The sequence below is a fragment of the Shewanella sp. Isolate7 genome (assembly GCF_022398425.1).
Lineage (GTDB): Bacteria > Pseudomonadota > Gammaproteobacteria > Enterobacterales > Shewanellaceae > Shewanella.
Window position 1 is genome coordinate 1 of record NZ_JAKEVJ010000042.1, and the last position, 14,797, is coordinate 14,797.

Here is a 14,797-nt window from a genome sequence, read left to right on the forward strand (position 1 = left end):
CTGTCACATAATATAAAATACAATTGAAAATTATTATCGTTTCCAATCATAAATATTGATCTAGATAAAGTTATTGGAAGCCTTGCTCCGTTAGAATCTGGTGTAGTTCAGATTTATCGAGACCTGAAAAGGTAGAGTTGCAATATGAAATTAAGCGAATTAAAGCCTGGCGATAGTGCTGTGATCTCCGAGGTGGGCCAGATTAGCCTGCCTGCGGTAGTGAAACGCAAGCTTTTATCTATGGGGATCACCCCAAACACCTCTCTGACCCTATTACGTCGTGCGCCATTGGGCTCGGGATTAGAGTTGGCCATTCGTGGCAGTAAGTTATGCATGCGTAAGGATCTGGCAGAAGTAATCGAGGTGGAGCTGGCTCATGGCTAAACAATTTCATTGTGTGACCGTTGGTAATCCTAATGCGGGTAAGTCAACACTCTTTAATGCCCTCACGGGGGCTAACCAGCAGGTGGGTAACTGGTCAGGGGTGACAGTTGAGAAGAAGACAGGGGCCTTTACCCTGAATGATACCCAGGTGCTGCTGACAGACTTGCCGGGTATCTATGATCTGCTTCCTGCCGGTAGCAGCTGTGACTGCTCCCTCGATGAGCAGATCGCTCAGCAGTATCTGGCCGAGGCGCAGATGGATGGCATCATCAACCTGGTGGATGCTACTAACATCGAGCGTCACCTGTACCTGACTGTGCAGCTGCGCGAACTTGGTATTCCTATGGTGGTGCTGCTCAATAAGATTGATGCAGCCAAGGCTCAGGGGATCGAGGTCGATATCGACAAGATGAGCCAGCAGCTAGGCTGCCCAGTGATCGCCGTCTGCTCTCGCGATGTCAACGACATCAAGCAGGTACAGGCCCAGGTGGTAGATCTGCTCGATGGCAAGGTCTCTGAGGCGCCATTGGTATTAAATTACGACGCCGAGATTGAGGCGGGCATCAAGGCGCTGTTTGAGCGCGATAGCCAACTCAGCCGAGGCCGCGCATTGGCGATGATGGGCAACGGCCTGGGTTGTGGCCAGTGTAAGAATGGTCAGATGCTGTCCGAGGTGTCCGAGGTGTCCCAGTGCTCCGAGCGCCTGGCGGCGCAGGGCAAGGATATCGAGATCATGGTGGCCACCACACGTTTCGATTTCGTGCAGCAGGTGTTTAATCAATCGGTGAAAGACAGTGAGCAGCTCACTCTGAGCGATCGCTTGGATAAGCTGGTGTTACATCCGATAGCAGGCGTACCCATATTCCTGTTTGTGATGTACCTGATGTTCATGTTCAGTATTAACGTCGGTAGCGCCTTTATCGATTTCTTCGACATCACGGCCGGTGCCCTGTTTGTCGATCACCTCGGCGCCCTGATGACCAATATCGGTGTTCCAGCCTGGTTGGTAACAGTGGTTGCCGGCGGTATAGGCCAGGGTATCCAAACCGTTGCCACCTTTATTCCCGTGATCGCCGCTCTGTTCCTGGCACTCTCTGTGCTGGAAGGCTCGGGCTATATGGCGCGCGCCGCCTTCGTGGTTGATGGATTGATGCGTCGTATCGGTCTGCCGGGCAAGGCGTTTGTGCCTATGATCGTCGGTTTTGGCTGCTCGGTACCTGCCATCATGGCAACCCGTACCTTAGGCAGCGAGCGTGAGCGCATCGTGACGGGTATGATGGCGCCCTTCATGTCTTGTGGTGCACGTCTGCCGGTTTATGCCCTGTTTGCGGCGGCCTTCTTCCCCGAGTCGGGTCAGAACCTGGTGTTTCTGCTGTATATCATTGGTGTGCTGGCCGCGATAGGAACGGGTTTACTGCTACGCTCAACCCTGCTTCCGGGCAGCAGCAGCGCCGTGGTGATGGAATTGCCTAACTACGAGACGCCTAAATTCAAGGCGGTGATGGCAAGAACCGGTAAGCGTACTAAGAGCTTTATTCTAGGCGCGGGTAAGACGATCGTTATCGTGGTCACCCTGCTTAACTTCATCAACGCAATCGGTGTCGATGGCAGCTTCGGCCACGAAGACAGCTCTGAGTCTGTGCTCAGTGTGGCCAGTCAGAAGGTGACTCCGCTCTTCTCGCCAATGGGCATAGAGCAGGATAACTGGCCGGCAACTGTGGGTATTATCACGGGGATCTTCGCGAAGGAAGCCGTGGTGGGTACGCTCAATAGCCTCTACTCTACCGCAAGTGGTGAAGAGGAAGATCTGGCGCCGCTGTCAGAGAGCTTTAGTGAAGCCTTGGCGACCATTCCTGAGAACCTGTTTGGCATCGCGCCTGAAGATCCGCTGTCAATGTCAGTTGGTGATATCGAGAGTATAGAGACGGCTTCGAGCGAGCTGGATGTAGATACCTCAACCTTTAGTGCGCTGCAGAGTGGCTTTAGCGGTGTGACGGCAGCCTTTGCTTACCTGCTGTTCATCTTGCTCTATACCCCTTGTGTGGCGGCCATGGGCGCTCTGGTGGGTGAGTTTGGACCGCGCTGGGCAACCTTTGCGGCCACCTGGACCTTCGGCTTGGCTTACGGTACCGCGACCATCTTCTATCAGGCGATGACATTTGCGGCGCACCCATTGCAGTCTGGACTGTGGATCGGCTTCTTCTTAGTCGCGCTGGTGGTCTTCTACCTGTGGCTGAAGCGCAAGGGGCAGCGTGCTCAGACCATCATACCTGTGATTAACGTGGTGACAGAGTAGATTTAAGCTTGATGTAAAACAGTTTGTTAAACCGAGAAAAGCAGCGATAATTCGCTGCTTTTCTGTTTTTGCGCTAAATCATGGCAGTTTTTGCGATTTGGCCGTTGTAACGAAGCGAAATCTGTAGGAATATGCAGGTTTTCTCCCATTAGTCTCGAGCGGCAGCTGTGCGCCCGATGAAATAGAGTTCGCAAAGAGGATTTCCATGAGTCATGTGGACACCGAAGTACGTCCTAGTAACTTCATTCGTAACATCATAGATGAAGATTTAGAGAGCGGTAAGCACACCCGTGTGCACACACGTTTTCCGCCCGAGCCAAACGGCTATCTTCATATTGGTCACGCAAAATCGATCTGTTTAAACTTCGGTTTGGCGCAGGACTATAAGGGGCTATGTAACTTACGTTTTGATGATACCAACCCTGAGAAAGAGGATATCGATTACGTTAACTCTATTCAGGCAGACGTGCATTGGTTAGGTTTCCAGTGGGATGGTGAGATCCGTTACTCGTCTAACTATTTCGATCAGCTGCACCAGTACGCGGTAGAACTGGTTAAGAAGGGATTGGCTTATGTCTGCTTCCTCAATGGTGAGCAGACTCGTGAGTACCGTGGCACCCTGAAGGAGCCTGGTAAGAACAGTCCTTATCGTGATACCTCTGTCGAAGAAAACCTAGCGCTATTCGAGAAGATGCGTAAGGGCGAATTTAAAGAAGGTGAGTGTGCACTGCGAGCCAAGATCGATATGGCATCACCCTTCATGTGTATGCGCGACCCTGTGATCTATCGTATCCGTTTCGCCCATCACCATCAGACTGGCGACAAGTGGTGCATCTACCCTATGTATGATTTCACCCACTGTATCTCTGATGCGCTGGAAGATATCACGCACTCGCTCTGTACGCTTGAGTTCCAGGACAACCGTCGTCTGTACGACTGGGTGCTGGATAACCTGGATGATTTCCAGGCGCCAAACCGTACCCGTCAATATGAGTTTTCACGCCTGAATCTGGAATATACCCTGATGTCTAAGCGTAAGCTCAATGACCTAGTGGTTCGTGGCCTGGTATCAGGCTGGGACGACCCACGTATGCCGACCATTGCCGGTCTGCGTCGTCGTGGCTATACGCCTGCAGCTATCCGTGAGTTCTGCCGTCGTATCGGCGTGACCAAGCAAGAGAACATGGTCGAAGTGAGCATGCTTGACGCCTGTATTCGTGAAGAGCTGAACGAGCATGCGCCTCGCGCCATGGCGGTGATCAACCCGGTTAAGGTTGTCATCGAAAACTACCCAGAAGGGCAGGTTGAGAAGTTATCGGCGCCGGCACATCCAAGCATAGAGTCTATGGGGCAGCGTGAGCTGGTGTTTGGTCGCGAGCTTTATATCGATGCCGACGATTTCCGTGAAGAAGCCAACAAGAAATACAAGCGTCTTGTTCAGGGCAAGGAAGTACGCCTGCGTAATGCCTATGTGATCAAGGCTGAGCGTTGCGACAAGGATGAGGCTGGCAATGTCACCACCATCTACTGTACCTATGACGATCAGACGCTAGGTAAGAATCCTGCCGATGGCCGTAAGGTGAAAGGAGTGATCCACTGGGTTGAGGCCACAAGTGCCGTACCAGCCGAGTTCCGTCTATATGACAGACTCTTTAATCAGCCAAATCCGGCGGCTGCAGAGACGGTCGATGAGGTGCTGAATCCTGAGTCCTTGGTGGTCAAGCATGGTTTAGTCGAGCCTGGCTTGGTTAACGCAGAGGCCGAGAAGGCCTATCAGTTCGAGCGTGAAGGTTACTTCTGCGCCGACAGCAAAGACTCATCGCCTGAACACCTGGTATTTAACCTGACGGTTGCTCTGCGAGATTCTTCTAACTAAGCTAACGTTTGGTACTAAAAAAGGCTTTAGGTGATTCCTAAAGCCTTTTTTGTATCTCAGGTTAACTTATGTCGGCTACTGATATCTTTTCCTATTGATACCTGCTCTTATCGATAGCTTTTATTGATACATAGGGCCTAAGCCGAAGCTCCAGAGGATGACGCTCGAGGCCATCAGGGCGACTAACAGCACAAGCCCGGCGGTGACGACCGAACTGGCGTAGATAAAGCCCTTCTCTTCGGGAATGTTCATTATGATAGGCACCCCGGTGTAGAGCAGGTACACAGAGTAGCTCAGCCCCAGCAGGCCTACAATCATCATAAACCAGAGCGCAGGATACAGGGCCGCAAGACCCACCATAAAGAGTGGTGTGGCTGTATAGGCCGCCAGCTCTATCGCCTGCGTGTAGCTTGGCTGGGCATCGAAGGTCTTTGCCATCCAGTAGGCCAGGTAGGCCAGGGCGAAGACCCCAGCGATCAGGCCGAAATACATGCTGATCGACATCATCAATGCGCTTTGCTTAGTGAGGAAGAGGGGATCAGATACCCCTAGATTCCAGCCGAACATGGTGGAGGCAAGATAGGTGCAGACGGCCGGAATGAGGGCGATCAACAGGACATGGCTAAGACTGCTTCTCAGCGCTTCGTGGTTTTTCTCAATTGTGTGCCACTCTTCTTTCGGATGAGTGTATAACCCCATTAAGTGATTTAATATCATTATAATTATCCTTGTTCAGCTTTCATTTTGTGCTCGCCAAACTTCAGACGAACCCGCATTGCCTGTTGGTCTGCTACCCAATAGACCTCAGGCTCCCAAACAGCCCTATAAGGACTGACATAGTTTATTTATTGAACATAAACTTAGACTAGTCAAGCTAACTTTCATCTGTTAGGCAGATGGACCTGCCTAAGACCATCTTTTAAGGGTAGAATAGTCGGCTTCTGTCCGTATAACCCTGAGTGTGTCATGCAAGCCTTATTAGCGCCGATAAAGCAGTTCCTACAATGTGAAACCCCAGATGAGTGGATTGCACTCGCCAGCCAGAGCGAGCAGCTTGCTGCGCTGCTTATCGATCACTGCAACTGTGAGCTCAAGGCGGCTCAGACGGCGATGTTTTTGATCCGCAAGTATGCTGTCGATAAGGCAAGTGGTGATAAGCTGCTCGAGTGGGCTAAGCCCTATGAGGAATTCGTTTACAACAAGTCACGGGACATAGATGCCTTTCTGGCGCGGGACGTGAAGAAAAATGAGCTGGTGGGTGAACTCACTGCCAAGCCTGGAGTCGATTATGGCCCAGACCTTATCGCAAAGATGGTGCGTCTGATAAAGGAAGAGTTTCACCATTTTGAACAGGTGCTGGAGATCTTGCAGGCACGTAACATACCCTATCAAAATCTCACCGCCGGGCGTTATGCAAGAGGGATGATGCGCGGGGTGCGCACCCACGAACCGGCGACCTTAGTGGACAAGCTTATCGTCGGCGCCTTTATCGAGGCGCGATCCTGTGAGCGCTTTGCCAAGCTGGCCCCCCATCTCGATGAAGGCTTGAGTAAGTTCTACGTATCTCTGCTACGTTCGGAGGCGCGCCATTATCAGGACTATCTGGTGTTGGCCCAGGCCATTTCTTCAGAGAATATTGACGAGCGTGTGGCACATTTCGCCAGGCTGGAAGGCGAGCTGATAAGCGCGCCAGACAGTGAATTTAAGTTTCACTCGGGAAGGCCTAGCTAAGGTACACTTAATCTAGGCTGGTGATGAACGCCTTAGGCGTCAGCCTCGTTAAAAGGCAAGCTTTGCAGGCTCACCTGCTCGGGACTCACTTTTAATACGCTGCCTTGCTCATACCAGTCTCCCACCACGATTCGCTGGCCATTATTGGCGAGCGGGTGAATGTCGGGTCTATGGGTGTGACCATGGATCATGCGTTTAGCGCCAGTTTGCGCCATGAGCTGTGCTACCGCGCAGGGCTCCACATCCATGATGCTATAACTCTTGAGCTGATTGCTCTGCTTACTCTTGCTTCGCAGCTTATCGGCAATGGCGATGCGCTTCGACCTAGGCAGGTGATTGTAGATAAATTTGGCCCAAGACATATTTCTAAAGCGGCGGAATCTCTGATAGGCCTTATCTAGGGTGCACAGGCTATCGCCATGGAGCAAAACACTAGGCTGACCATAGAGGTCTAGGCAATATACCTCGGGTAACAGTGTCATGCCCGAATGCTCGGCATACGCTTTACCCAGGAGGAAATCGCGATTGCCATGGATGAAGTAGATTGGGGTGTGAACCGAGAATTGCTTTAAGCGCTCGGCAAGTTCCTGGGCAAAGGGCTCGGCGATATCGTCTCCCACCCATACTTCAAACAGATCCCCCAGGATATAGAGGGCGTCGCATTGGGTGACATCTTGGCTAAGAAATTGATGGAAGGCGCTTAGGATATCGGGGCGATCGGCACTGAGGTGCAGATCGCCCACAAACAGGGTGTAGTTCAACAAGTGTCGGCCCTGTGATTACTCTTCGACGGTCACGCTTTCTATGACGACAGCTTCTAGCGGAACGTCTTGGTGCATGCCGCGGTTGCCGGTGGCAACAGCCTTGATCTGGTTAACCACATCCATGCCTTCGGTGACTTTACCAAACACACAGTAACCCCAACCTTGTACTGACTCAGACTTGAAGTCGAGGAAGGTGTTGTCGTTGATGTTGATGAAGAACTGCGCGGTGGCCGAATGAGGATCAGAGGTGCGGGCCATGGCGATAGTGCCGACAAGGTTAGAAAGACCATTGTTGGCTTCGTTCTCGATCGCTTCGTTGCAACGCTTTTGCGACATATCTTCGGTGAAGCCACCGCCCTGGATCATGAAACCGTCGATTACGCGGTGAAAGATGGTGCCGTCATAGAAACCGTCTTTTGCGTACTTGATGAAGTTCGCTACGGTTGCTGGTGCTTTTTCGGCATCGAGTTCGAGTTTAATAACACCGTGGTTGGTTTGCATTGTGATCATATGACTGTATCTCATCATGGTTACTTATTCAGATAGCGCCAGATTCTAGCCTATTAACCTGGGCGCATAAAGGGATGGCGTGACTTTTATCCCTGCGAACATGCTTTACAGCCCGATCTACTCTCGCATTTTACGCTATCGGGTGTGAAGAATGTGCGAGGGTACAAAAAACGCTTTAGATTCACGCAATCACGCTGGAAGCGGCCGTTTGCAGGTGGTAGACTGAGCGGCCTATTTGTTGTCAATTATCTGTAGAGAATATCAATGTTGAAGCTATACAACAGTCTTACCCGCAAAAAAGAGGAATTTAAGCCAATACAGCCAGGTAAAGTCGGCATGTATGTCTGCGGGGTAACCATATATGATTTGTGTCATATAGGTCACGGACGTACGTTTGTTGCTTTCGACATGATCGTCAGATACCTAAGATATATCGGCTATGACGTGAATTTTCATCGTAACATCACGGATGTCGACGATAAGATCATCAAGCGTGCCACCGAGAACGGCGAGAGCTGCGACACGCTGACCGAGCGTCTGACACAAGAGATGTATCATGACTTCGATGCCCTGCATATGAAGCGCCCCGATTTCGAGCCCCGTGCGACGCAGCATATGCCTGAGATCATCGAGATGGTCGAGCGTCTGCTCGAGCGAGATCATGCCTATATTGCCGCTAACGGCGATGTGCTCTTCAGTGTGGCATCGTTCCCTGAATATGGTCGTCTGTCAGGACAGAATCTCGATCAGCTGCAGGCGGGCGCCCGGGTTGAGGTTGACGAGAACAAGCGCGATCCTATGGATTTCGTGTTGTGGAAGATGTCTAAGCCGGGCGAGCCGACGTGGGATTCGCCATGGGGCCCTGGTCGTCCTGGCTGGCACATCGAATGTTCGGCGATGAACAGCAAGCATCTGGGGGAGCATTTCGACATTCATGGCGGTGGTTCAGATCTGCAATTCCCCCACCATGAGAATGAGATCGCTCAGTCTTGCTGTGCCCACGACACCCCTTATGTAAACTACTGGATGCATACAGGCATGGTGATGGTGGATAAGGAGAAGATGTCCAAGTCGCTCAATAACTTCTTCACCATTCGCGATGTGCTCGAGCACTATGATGCCTCGACCGTGCGTTACTTCCTGCTGTCGGGCCATTACCGTAGCCAGCTAAACTACTCGGAAGATAACCTCAAGCAAGCCAAGGCTGCCCTAGAGCGTCTCTATACTGCGCTCAAAGATCTGGACCTGAGCGTCGAGGCGGCGCCGGCAGAGGAGTATGTAGCTAAGTTTAAAGAGGCGATGGACGACGACTTTAATACGCCTGAGGCTTACTCTGTGCTGTTTGATATGGCCCGTGAGATCAATCGCCTCAAGGCCGATGATATGAATGCGGCCTCAGCCCTGGGTGTGAGCATGAAGCAGCTGGGTGACGTGCTAGGTATCTTAGAGCTGGATGTGGATAGCTTCTTTAAGGGTGAGGGCAGTGAGGATGAGGTGGCGCAGATCGAGGCCTTGATCGCCGAGCGTAACCGTGCCCGCGCCGAGAAGGACTGGGCCGCGGCCGACGTGGCTCGCGATGGCCTGAATGCCCTGGGCGTGATCCTGGAAGATGGCCCCGGCGGCACCACCTGGCGTAAGAAGTAATACCAATCACAGTAAATATGTGATCAGAAATAGCGCAGGAAAAACACTTGAGAACAAAACGGAATTTTTAGATAAGTAGTTATTCTACAATTAAAAATACTAATACAGTTATCGAGCGTTTTAACAAGCTAGAATGATCAATTGTTTATTACGATTGGTATAAAGCCTTCTTATAAAGGTCGGAATAAAAAAAGCCTGCACTTAGTGCAGGCTTTCTTGTTTCAGGGGCCGGCGGCTTAACTAAAGCCTTTTATATCAGTCTTTGATATCAGTTCTTGGTACTAACTTTTGATATTAGCCCCTGATATTAATCCCTAATATGAATCGCGATTATTGGTCGTGATTATTCGCCATGATAGTTAGTCATGATAGTTTTCGGCGGCGTACAGGGTATTTTCCAGCAGGCTGGCGATGGTCATAGGGCCGACACCACCCGGAACGGGGGTGATATGACTGGCGTGCTCGGCGGCTACATCATATGCCACATCGCCCACGAGCTGACCGCTCTCTAAACGGTTGATCCCCACGTCGATAACGATGGCACCCGGTTTAATCCACTCACCAGGAATAAAGTTAGGCTTGCCCACGGCAACGATCAGCAGATCGGCGCGGCGTACCTTATCTTCGAGGTCACGGGTGAAGCGATGACAGGTGGTCGTGGTGCAGCCAGCCAGTAGCAGTTCCAGGGTCATGGGGCGGCCGACGATGTTAGAGGCGCCTACGACGACGGCGTCTAAGCCATAGGTGTCTACACCTGTGGACTTGATAAGCGTCATGATCCCCATCGGCGTGCAAGAGCGCAGCACTGGGATGCGTTGAGCCAGACGACCCACGTTGTATGGGTGGAAGCCATCGACATCTTTATCGGGACGGATTCGCTCGATCACCTTCGACTCTTCGATATGATCCGGCAGTGGCAGCTGAACTAAGATACCGTCTATGCTTGGATCTTCGTTGCATCTGTCGATCAGGGCGAGCAGATCGGCCTCCGAGGTTTCGGTAGGCAGGTCAAAAGATTGTGACAGGAAGCCGACTTCTTCACAGGCGCGGCGCTTGCTGCCGACATAGACCTGAGAGGCGGGATCGGCTCCCACTAAGATAACGGCTAATCCCGGCACACGTTTTCCGGCCTCTTTGCGGGCGGTTACTTTGGCACTCAGTTGCTTTCGAATGGATTGAGCAATCGCTTTGCCATCGATTATTTGGGCTGTCATGGGGGGTGGATTTCCTTAATATGGCGCGATAATAAAAAATCGGCGACATTTTAACAGGGGGGGCGGAAACTGTCATTGACTTCGCTCGATAACAGTCAGTTCTAATATATGGATAATGTCGGCCAGGCTACAGTGCTCCTCTGCTTTGTGTAAGACGACAGGATGTGGGCTGAAATAGACTAAATGCCCTGATATTTGCCTTAATTGTCTAATAAAGTTTCGGATAGCTGTTTAAATAGTCAGGTGCGCAGGCATTGCAAAAAAATCGTTGACGCTAACCATATGAGGGGATAATATGCGCTCCGTTCTCGACGACACCCTGTGTATGGTCAAGAATAGATTCTCGGTGATTAGCGCAGTCCGGTAGCGCATCTGGTTTGGGACCAGAGGGTCAGAGGTTCGAATCCTCTATCACCGACCAAATTTTTAAATAACGTGGAGACGTTATTTGCCCTGTTAGGATATGAACCAAGTTCATAACGACGCGCCCGTAGCTCAGTTGGATAGAGCATCCGCCTTCTAAGCGGATGGCCGCAGGTTCGAATCCTGCCGGGCGTACCAAATCAGTGGTGATTGTAGCTCAGTTGGTAGAGCCCCGGATTGTGATTCCGGTTGTCGTGGGTTCAAGTCCCATCAGTCACCCCACTTCTTTCGAAGAAAATAAAAAAAGCGACCTCTGGTCGCTTTTTTTACGTCCGTAATTAGGGCTTTGAGGCTCGACTATGCCGAAAACCGTGGCTATAATGTCGCGTCTTGATAAATTTCAACTATGTGCGACGACTGCCAAACCCAGTTACCAAGGCATTTTAGTCGTTTTTTTAGATCAAGAAACGAATACCTTAATAGTTGATGATTCGGCTATTACAAAAGACGTTTGATATATTTCGAGGTAAAACAATGCAAGTTTCTGTAGAAACAACACAAGGTTTAGAGCGCCGCCTAACTATCTCTGTTCCTGCTGAGCAGATTGAAAAAGCCGTTTCTGATAGTTTGAAAAATGAAGCTAAGCGTGCACGTATTCCTGGTTTCCGTCCAGGCAAGGTACCTGTAAGCGTGATCAACAAGCGTTATGGTAAAGCGATTCGTCAAGAGATCACTGGTGAAGTGATGCAGCGTAACTTCGTTGAAGCCATCATCGCAGAAAAATTAAACCCAGCGGGTGCACCAACTTTCGTTCCTGGTGAGACCGATGCTGAGAACTTCCAGTTTGTTGCTACTTTCGAAATCTACCCAGAAGTAGAACTAAAAGGTCTAGATGCGATTGAAGTTGAGCAACCAACTGCCGAAGTAACTGACGCCGATGTTGACGCTATGATCGAAACCCTGCGTAAGCAACACGCTACTTTCGAAGCGGTTGACCGTGCAGCTGCAGAAGGCGACAAGGCGAAGATCGACTTCGTTGGTTCTATCGACGGTGAAGAGTTCGAAGGCGGCAAGGCTGAAGATTTCGAACTACAACTAGGCAGCGGCCGTATGATCCCAGGTTTCGAGTCTGGTGTTGAAGGTCACAAGGCAGGTGAAGCATTCGATATCGACGTGACTTTCCCAGAAGACTACCACGCAGAAAACCTGAAGGGTAAAGTAGCTAAGTTCGCTATTACTCTGAAAGAAGTACAAGCGGCTAACCTGCCAGAAGTGAACGACGAGTTCGCTAAGCTGTTCGGCGTTGCTGACGGCGGCCTTGAAGCGCTTAAAGTAGAGATCCGTAAGAACATGAGCCGTGAGCTTGAGCAAGCGCTTAAAGCTAACGTCAAAGATCAGGTCCTAAACGGTCTGCTAGCGCAAAACGAAATCGATCTGCCTAAGGCGCTAATCGATGGTGAAGTTAACGTTCTGCGTCAACAAGCTATGCAGCGTTTTGGCAACCAAGCGGCTAACATGCCTGAGCTACCAGCTGACCTGTTCACCGAGCAAGCCGAGCGCCGCGTAAAAGTGGGTCTGCTACTTGGCGAAGTGATCAAGACTAACGAGCTGAAAGCTGATGACGAGCGCGTTCAAGCGCTGATCGCTTCTATGGCTTCAGCCTACGAAGATCCAACGGAAGTTATTGAGTACTACAATAACAACCAAGAGATGATGCAGAACATGCGCAACGTTGCCCTAGAAGAGCAAGCCGTTGAAGCACTGCTGAAATCAGCTAAGGTTACCGAGAAAGCAGTTCAATTCGAAGAATTTATGAACAAGGCTACTGGTCGCGCGTAACCTATGCTTGACTTAAATGGCTGTTAGCCATTTATAATGGCTCGTATGAGGCTCCTCATGCGGGCCGTTTTTATTTAGGGAAGTTAATAATGCAAAATGCGCCAGAATCAGTACTGAATGCACTTGTGCCTATGGTTGTTGAACAAACTGCCAAAGGGGAACGTTCATATGATATTTATTCTCGTCTGCTCAAAGAGAGGGTGATCTTTCTCGTCGGTCAGGTTGAAGAACATATGGCTAACCTGATCGTTGCTCAGCTACTGTTCCTCGAATCTGAGAGCCCTGATAAAGATATCTATCTTTATATTAATTCTCCTGGCGGCTCGGTTACGGCGGGGATGGCGATTTATGATACCATGCAGTTTATCAAGCCTAACGTTAGCACTGTGTGCATCGGCCAGGCCGCCAGTATGGGCGCCTTCCTGCTTGCCGGTGGTGCCAAGGGTAAGCGTCACTGTCTGCCTAACTCACGTGTCATGATCCACCAACCATTAGGTGGTTTCCAGGGGCAGGCTTCTGACATCGCGATCCATGCACAAGAGATTTTGGGCATCAAGAATAAGCTAAACCAGATGCTTGCCGACCATACTGGCCAGCCGCTGGAAGTGATCGAGCGCGATACGGATCGTGACAATTTCATGAGTGCCACCGAGGCGGAAGCCTACGGTTTGGTTGACTCTGTGCTCGATAAACGAGGCTGATATTTGTCGCTTGCTGAGCTATGATCAGTAAAAGGCGTAAGAGAAGAATTGTGCAGTGAGTGAAACTGCAAAAGAGGTAAACTAATGGGCGACAACAAAAGTAACGGTGATAGCGGGAAACTGCTGTACTGCTCTTTTTGTGGAAAGAGTCAGCATGAGGTTCGTAAGCTCATCGCCGGCCCTTCTGTGTATGTATGTGACGAGTGTGTAGAGCTTTGCAACGATATTATCCGTGAAGAGATCCGTGAGATATCGCCAAAGCAAGATCAAGATAGATTACCTACGCCACATGAGCTCAGAGCGCATCTTGATGACTATGTCATAGGTCAAGAGAAGGCTAAGAAAGTCTTATCTGTTGCTGTATATAACCACTATAAGCGTTTAAAGAATGCTACGCCTAAAGATGGTGTCGAGCTGGGCAAGAGTAACATCCTGCTTATCGGCCCAACGGGTAGTGGTAAGACGCTGCTTGCCGAGACCTTAGCTCGGTTCTTGAATGTGCCTTTTACCATGGCCGATGCCACCACGCTGACCGAAGCCGGTTATGTGGGTGAGGATGTCGAGAACATCATTCAGAAGCTGCTACAGAAATGCGACTATGATGTCGAGAAGGCGCAGCGCGGTATCGTCTATATCGATGAGATCGATAAGATTAGTCGTAAGTCAGATAACCCATCGATCACCCGCGACGTGTCCGGTGAAGGCGTGCAGCAGGCACTGCTTAAGCTGATTGAAGGCACAGTGGCTGCCGTACCGCCCCAAGGCGGACGTAAGCATCCGCAGCAGGAGTTCTTGCAGGTCGATACCTCTAAGATCCTCTTCATCTGTGGCGGCGCCTTTGCGGGCCTTGAGAAGGTGATTGAGCAGCGCTCTCACGTGGGCACCGGCATAGGTTTCGGCGCCGAGGTGAAAGGTGAGGCCGATAAGGCGACCATCTCTGATGTGTTGTTGCAGGTAGAGCCGGAAGATCTGGTGAAATACGGTCTGATCCCTGAGTTCATCGGTCGTCTGCCTGTACTGGCTACGCTGGCTGAGCTGGATGAAGCCGCCCTGATTCAGATCCTGTCAGAGCCTAAGAACGCCCTGACTAAGCAGTTTGCGGCGCTATTCGAGATGGAAGGGGTTGAGCTTGAGTTCAGAGAAGATGCGCTTAAGGCGATTGCCCTGAAGGCAATGGAGCGTAAAACCGGTGCTCGTGGTCTGCGTTCAATCGTCGAAGGCATTCTACTGGACATCATGTACGACTTGCCATCGACAGAAAACGTAGCCAAGGTGGTTATCGATGAGTCTGTGGTTAAGGGCGAGTCGGCTCCTATCCTCATCTACGAAGCCAACGAGACGCAAGCGGCTGTGGCTGAACAATAATTCGGCGAACACCAAGCGAAACAAACATAAAGGAGTCCAGTGGGCTCCTTTTTTTATTTTTGCCATTGAAACCCACTGAAACACCCCAATATACTCATTAATATTGTTAC

At 50.7% G+C, this 14,797-nt stretch carries 12 protein-coding genes and 3 tRNA genes; 11 read left to right on the forward strand and 4 right to left on the reverse strand.

Translation table 11 applies throughout. The annotated features are described in order from the left end of the window. Nucleotides 1-144: 144 nt before the first annotated feature. From L1D47_RS11930 to glnS, 3 genes are all read left to right on the forward strand, one after another. A complete protein-coding gene (locus L1D47_RS11930; protein ID WP_011866315.1) occupies nt 145-384 on the forward strand; it encodes a FeoA family protein in 240 nt (79 codons plus the stop codon). Then, nucleotides 377-2,680 (forward strand): Fe(2+) transporter permease subunit FeoB, encoded by a 2,304-nt coding sequence (gene feoB, locus L1D47_RS11935; protein ID WP_239885088.1) that lies wholly within the window; start codon nt 377-379, stop codon nt 2,678-2,680. The genes L1D47_RS11930 and feoB overlap by 8 nt, the downstream gene beginning before the upstream one ends. Before the next feature lie 205 nt (nt 2,681-2,885). Then, a complete protein-coding gene (gene glnS / locus L1D47_RS11940; RefSeq protein WP_239851391.1) occupies nt 2,886-4,556 on the forward strand; it encodes a glutamine--tRNA ligase in 1,671 nt (556 codons plus the stop codon). A 120-nt stretch (nt 4,557-4,676) separates the two neighbouring features. Here glnS and L1D47_RS11945 read toward each other — a convergent pair whose 3' ends face one another. Next, nucleotides 4,677-5,273, reverse strand: coding sequence for a Yip1 family protein (locus L1D47_RS11945; RefSeq protein ID WP_239885090.1), 597 nt, complete (start codon nt 5,271-5,273; stop codon nt 4,677-4,679). Nucleotides 5,274-5,522: 249 nt separating this feature from the next. Here L1D47_RS11945 and miaE point away from each other — a divergent pair, with 249 nt between their 5' ends. Beyond that, on the forward strand, nt 5,523-6,287 hold the full coding sequence (gene miaE, locus L1D47_RS11950) for a tRNA isopentenyl-2-thiomethyl-A-37 hydroxylase MiaE (protein WP_239885092.1): 765 nt from the start codon (nt 5,523-5,525) through the stop codon (nt 6,285-6,287). Nucleotides 6,288-6,319: 32 nt separating this feature from the next. On the opposite strand, the gene L1D47_RS11955 is transcribed toward miaE, so the two are convergent. Both L1D47_RS11955 and L1D47_RS11960 read right to left on the reverse strand, forming a co-directional pair. Continuing rightward, the gene (locus L1D47_RS11955) at nt 6,320-7,048 is read right to left on the reverse strand and encodes a UDP-2,3-diacylglucosamine diphosphatase (RefSeq protein ID WP_239885119.1); all 729 of its coding nucleotides are present in this window, start codon (nt 7,046-7,048) and stop codon (nt 6,320-6,322) included. An 18-nt stretch (nt 7,049-7,066) separates the two neighbouring features. Further along, entirely contained in the window at nt 7,067-7,561 is a 495-nt protein-coding gene (locus L1D47_RS11960; RefSeq protein WP_041509560.1) for a peptidylprolyl isomerase, read from the reverse strand. 264 nt (nt 7,562-7,825) lie between these two features. On the opposite strand from L1D47_RS11960, the gene cysS reads away from it, so the two are divergent. Beyond that, nucleotides 7,826-9,205 (forward strand): cysteine--tRNA ligase, encoded by a 1,380-nt coding sequence (gene cysS, locus L1D47_RS11965; protein WP_239885094.1) that lies wholly within the window; start codon nt 7,826-7,828, stop codon nt 9,203-9,205. A gap of 359 nt (nt 9,206-9,564) precedes the next feature. Here cysS and folD read toward each other — a convergent pair whose 3' ends face one another. Beyond that, entirely contained in the window at nt 9,565-10,419 is an 855-nt protein-coding gene (gene folD, locus L1D47_RS11970; protein WP_041509381.1) for a bifunctional methylenetetrahydrofolate dehydrogenase/methenyltetrahydrofolate cyclohydrolase FolD, read from the reverse strand. A 344-nt stretch (nt 10,420-10,763) separates the two neighbouring features. Here folD and L1D47_RS11975 point away from each other — a divergent pair. The 6 genes from L1D47_RS11975 to clpX all read left to right on the forward strand — a co-directional run bounded on the left by L1D47_RS11975 (nt 10,764) and on the right by clpX (nt 14,687). After that, a tRNA-Pro gene (locus L1D47_RS11975) sits at nt 10,764-10,840 on the forward strand. Nucleotides 10,841-10,903: 63 nt separating this feature from the next. Then, nucleotides 10,904-10,980, forward strand: a tRNA-Arg gene (locus tag L1D47_RS11980). Nucleotides 10,981-10,988: 8 nt separating this feature from the next. Next, nucleotides 10,989-11,064 (forward strand) — tRNA-His (locus tag L1D47_RS11985). A 252-nt stretch (nt 11,065-11,316) separates the two neighbouring features. Further along, nucleotides 11,317-12,621: a trigger factor gene (gene tig / locus L1D47_RS11990; protein WP_239885096.1), complete on the forward strand. Its 1,305-nt coding sequence runs from the start codon at nt 11,317-11,319 to the stop codon at nt 12,619-12,621. Between the two features lie 89 nt (nt 12,622-12,710). Next, nucleotides 12,711-13,322 (forward strand): ATP-dependent Clp endopeptidase proteolytic subunit ClpP, encoded by a 612-nt coding sequence (gene clpP / locus L1D47_RS11995; protein ID WP_041509383.1) that lies wholly within the window; start codon nt 12,711-12,713, stop codon nt 13,320-13,322. Between the two features lie 84 nt (nt 13,323-13,406). Then, entirely contained in the window at nt 13,407-14,687 is a 1,281-nt protein-coding gene (gene clpX / locus L1D47_RS12000) for an ATP-dependent protease ATP-binding subunit ClpX (protein ID WP_041509384.1), read from the forward strand. Nucleotides 14,688-14,797: the final 110 nt, after the last annotated feature.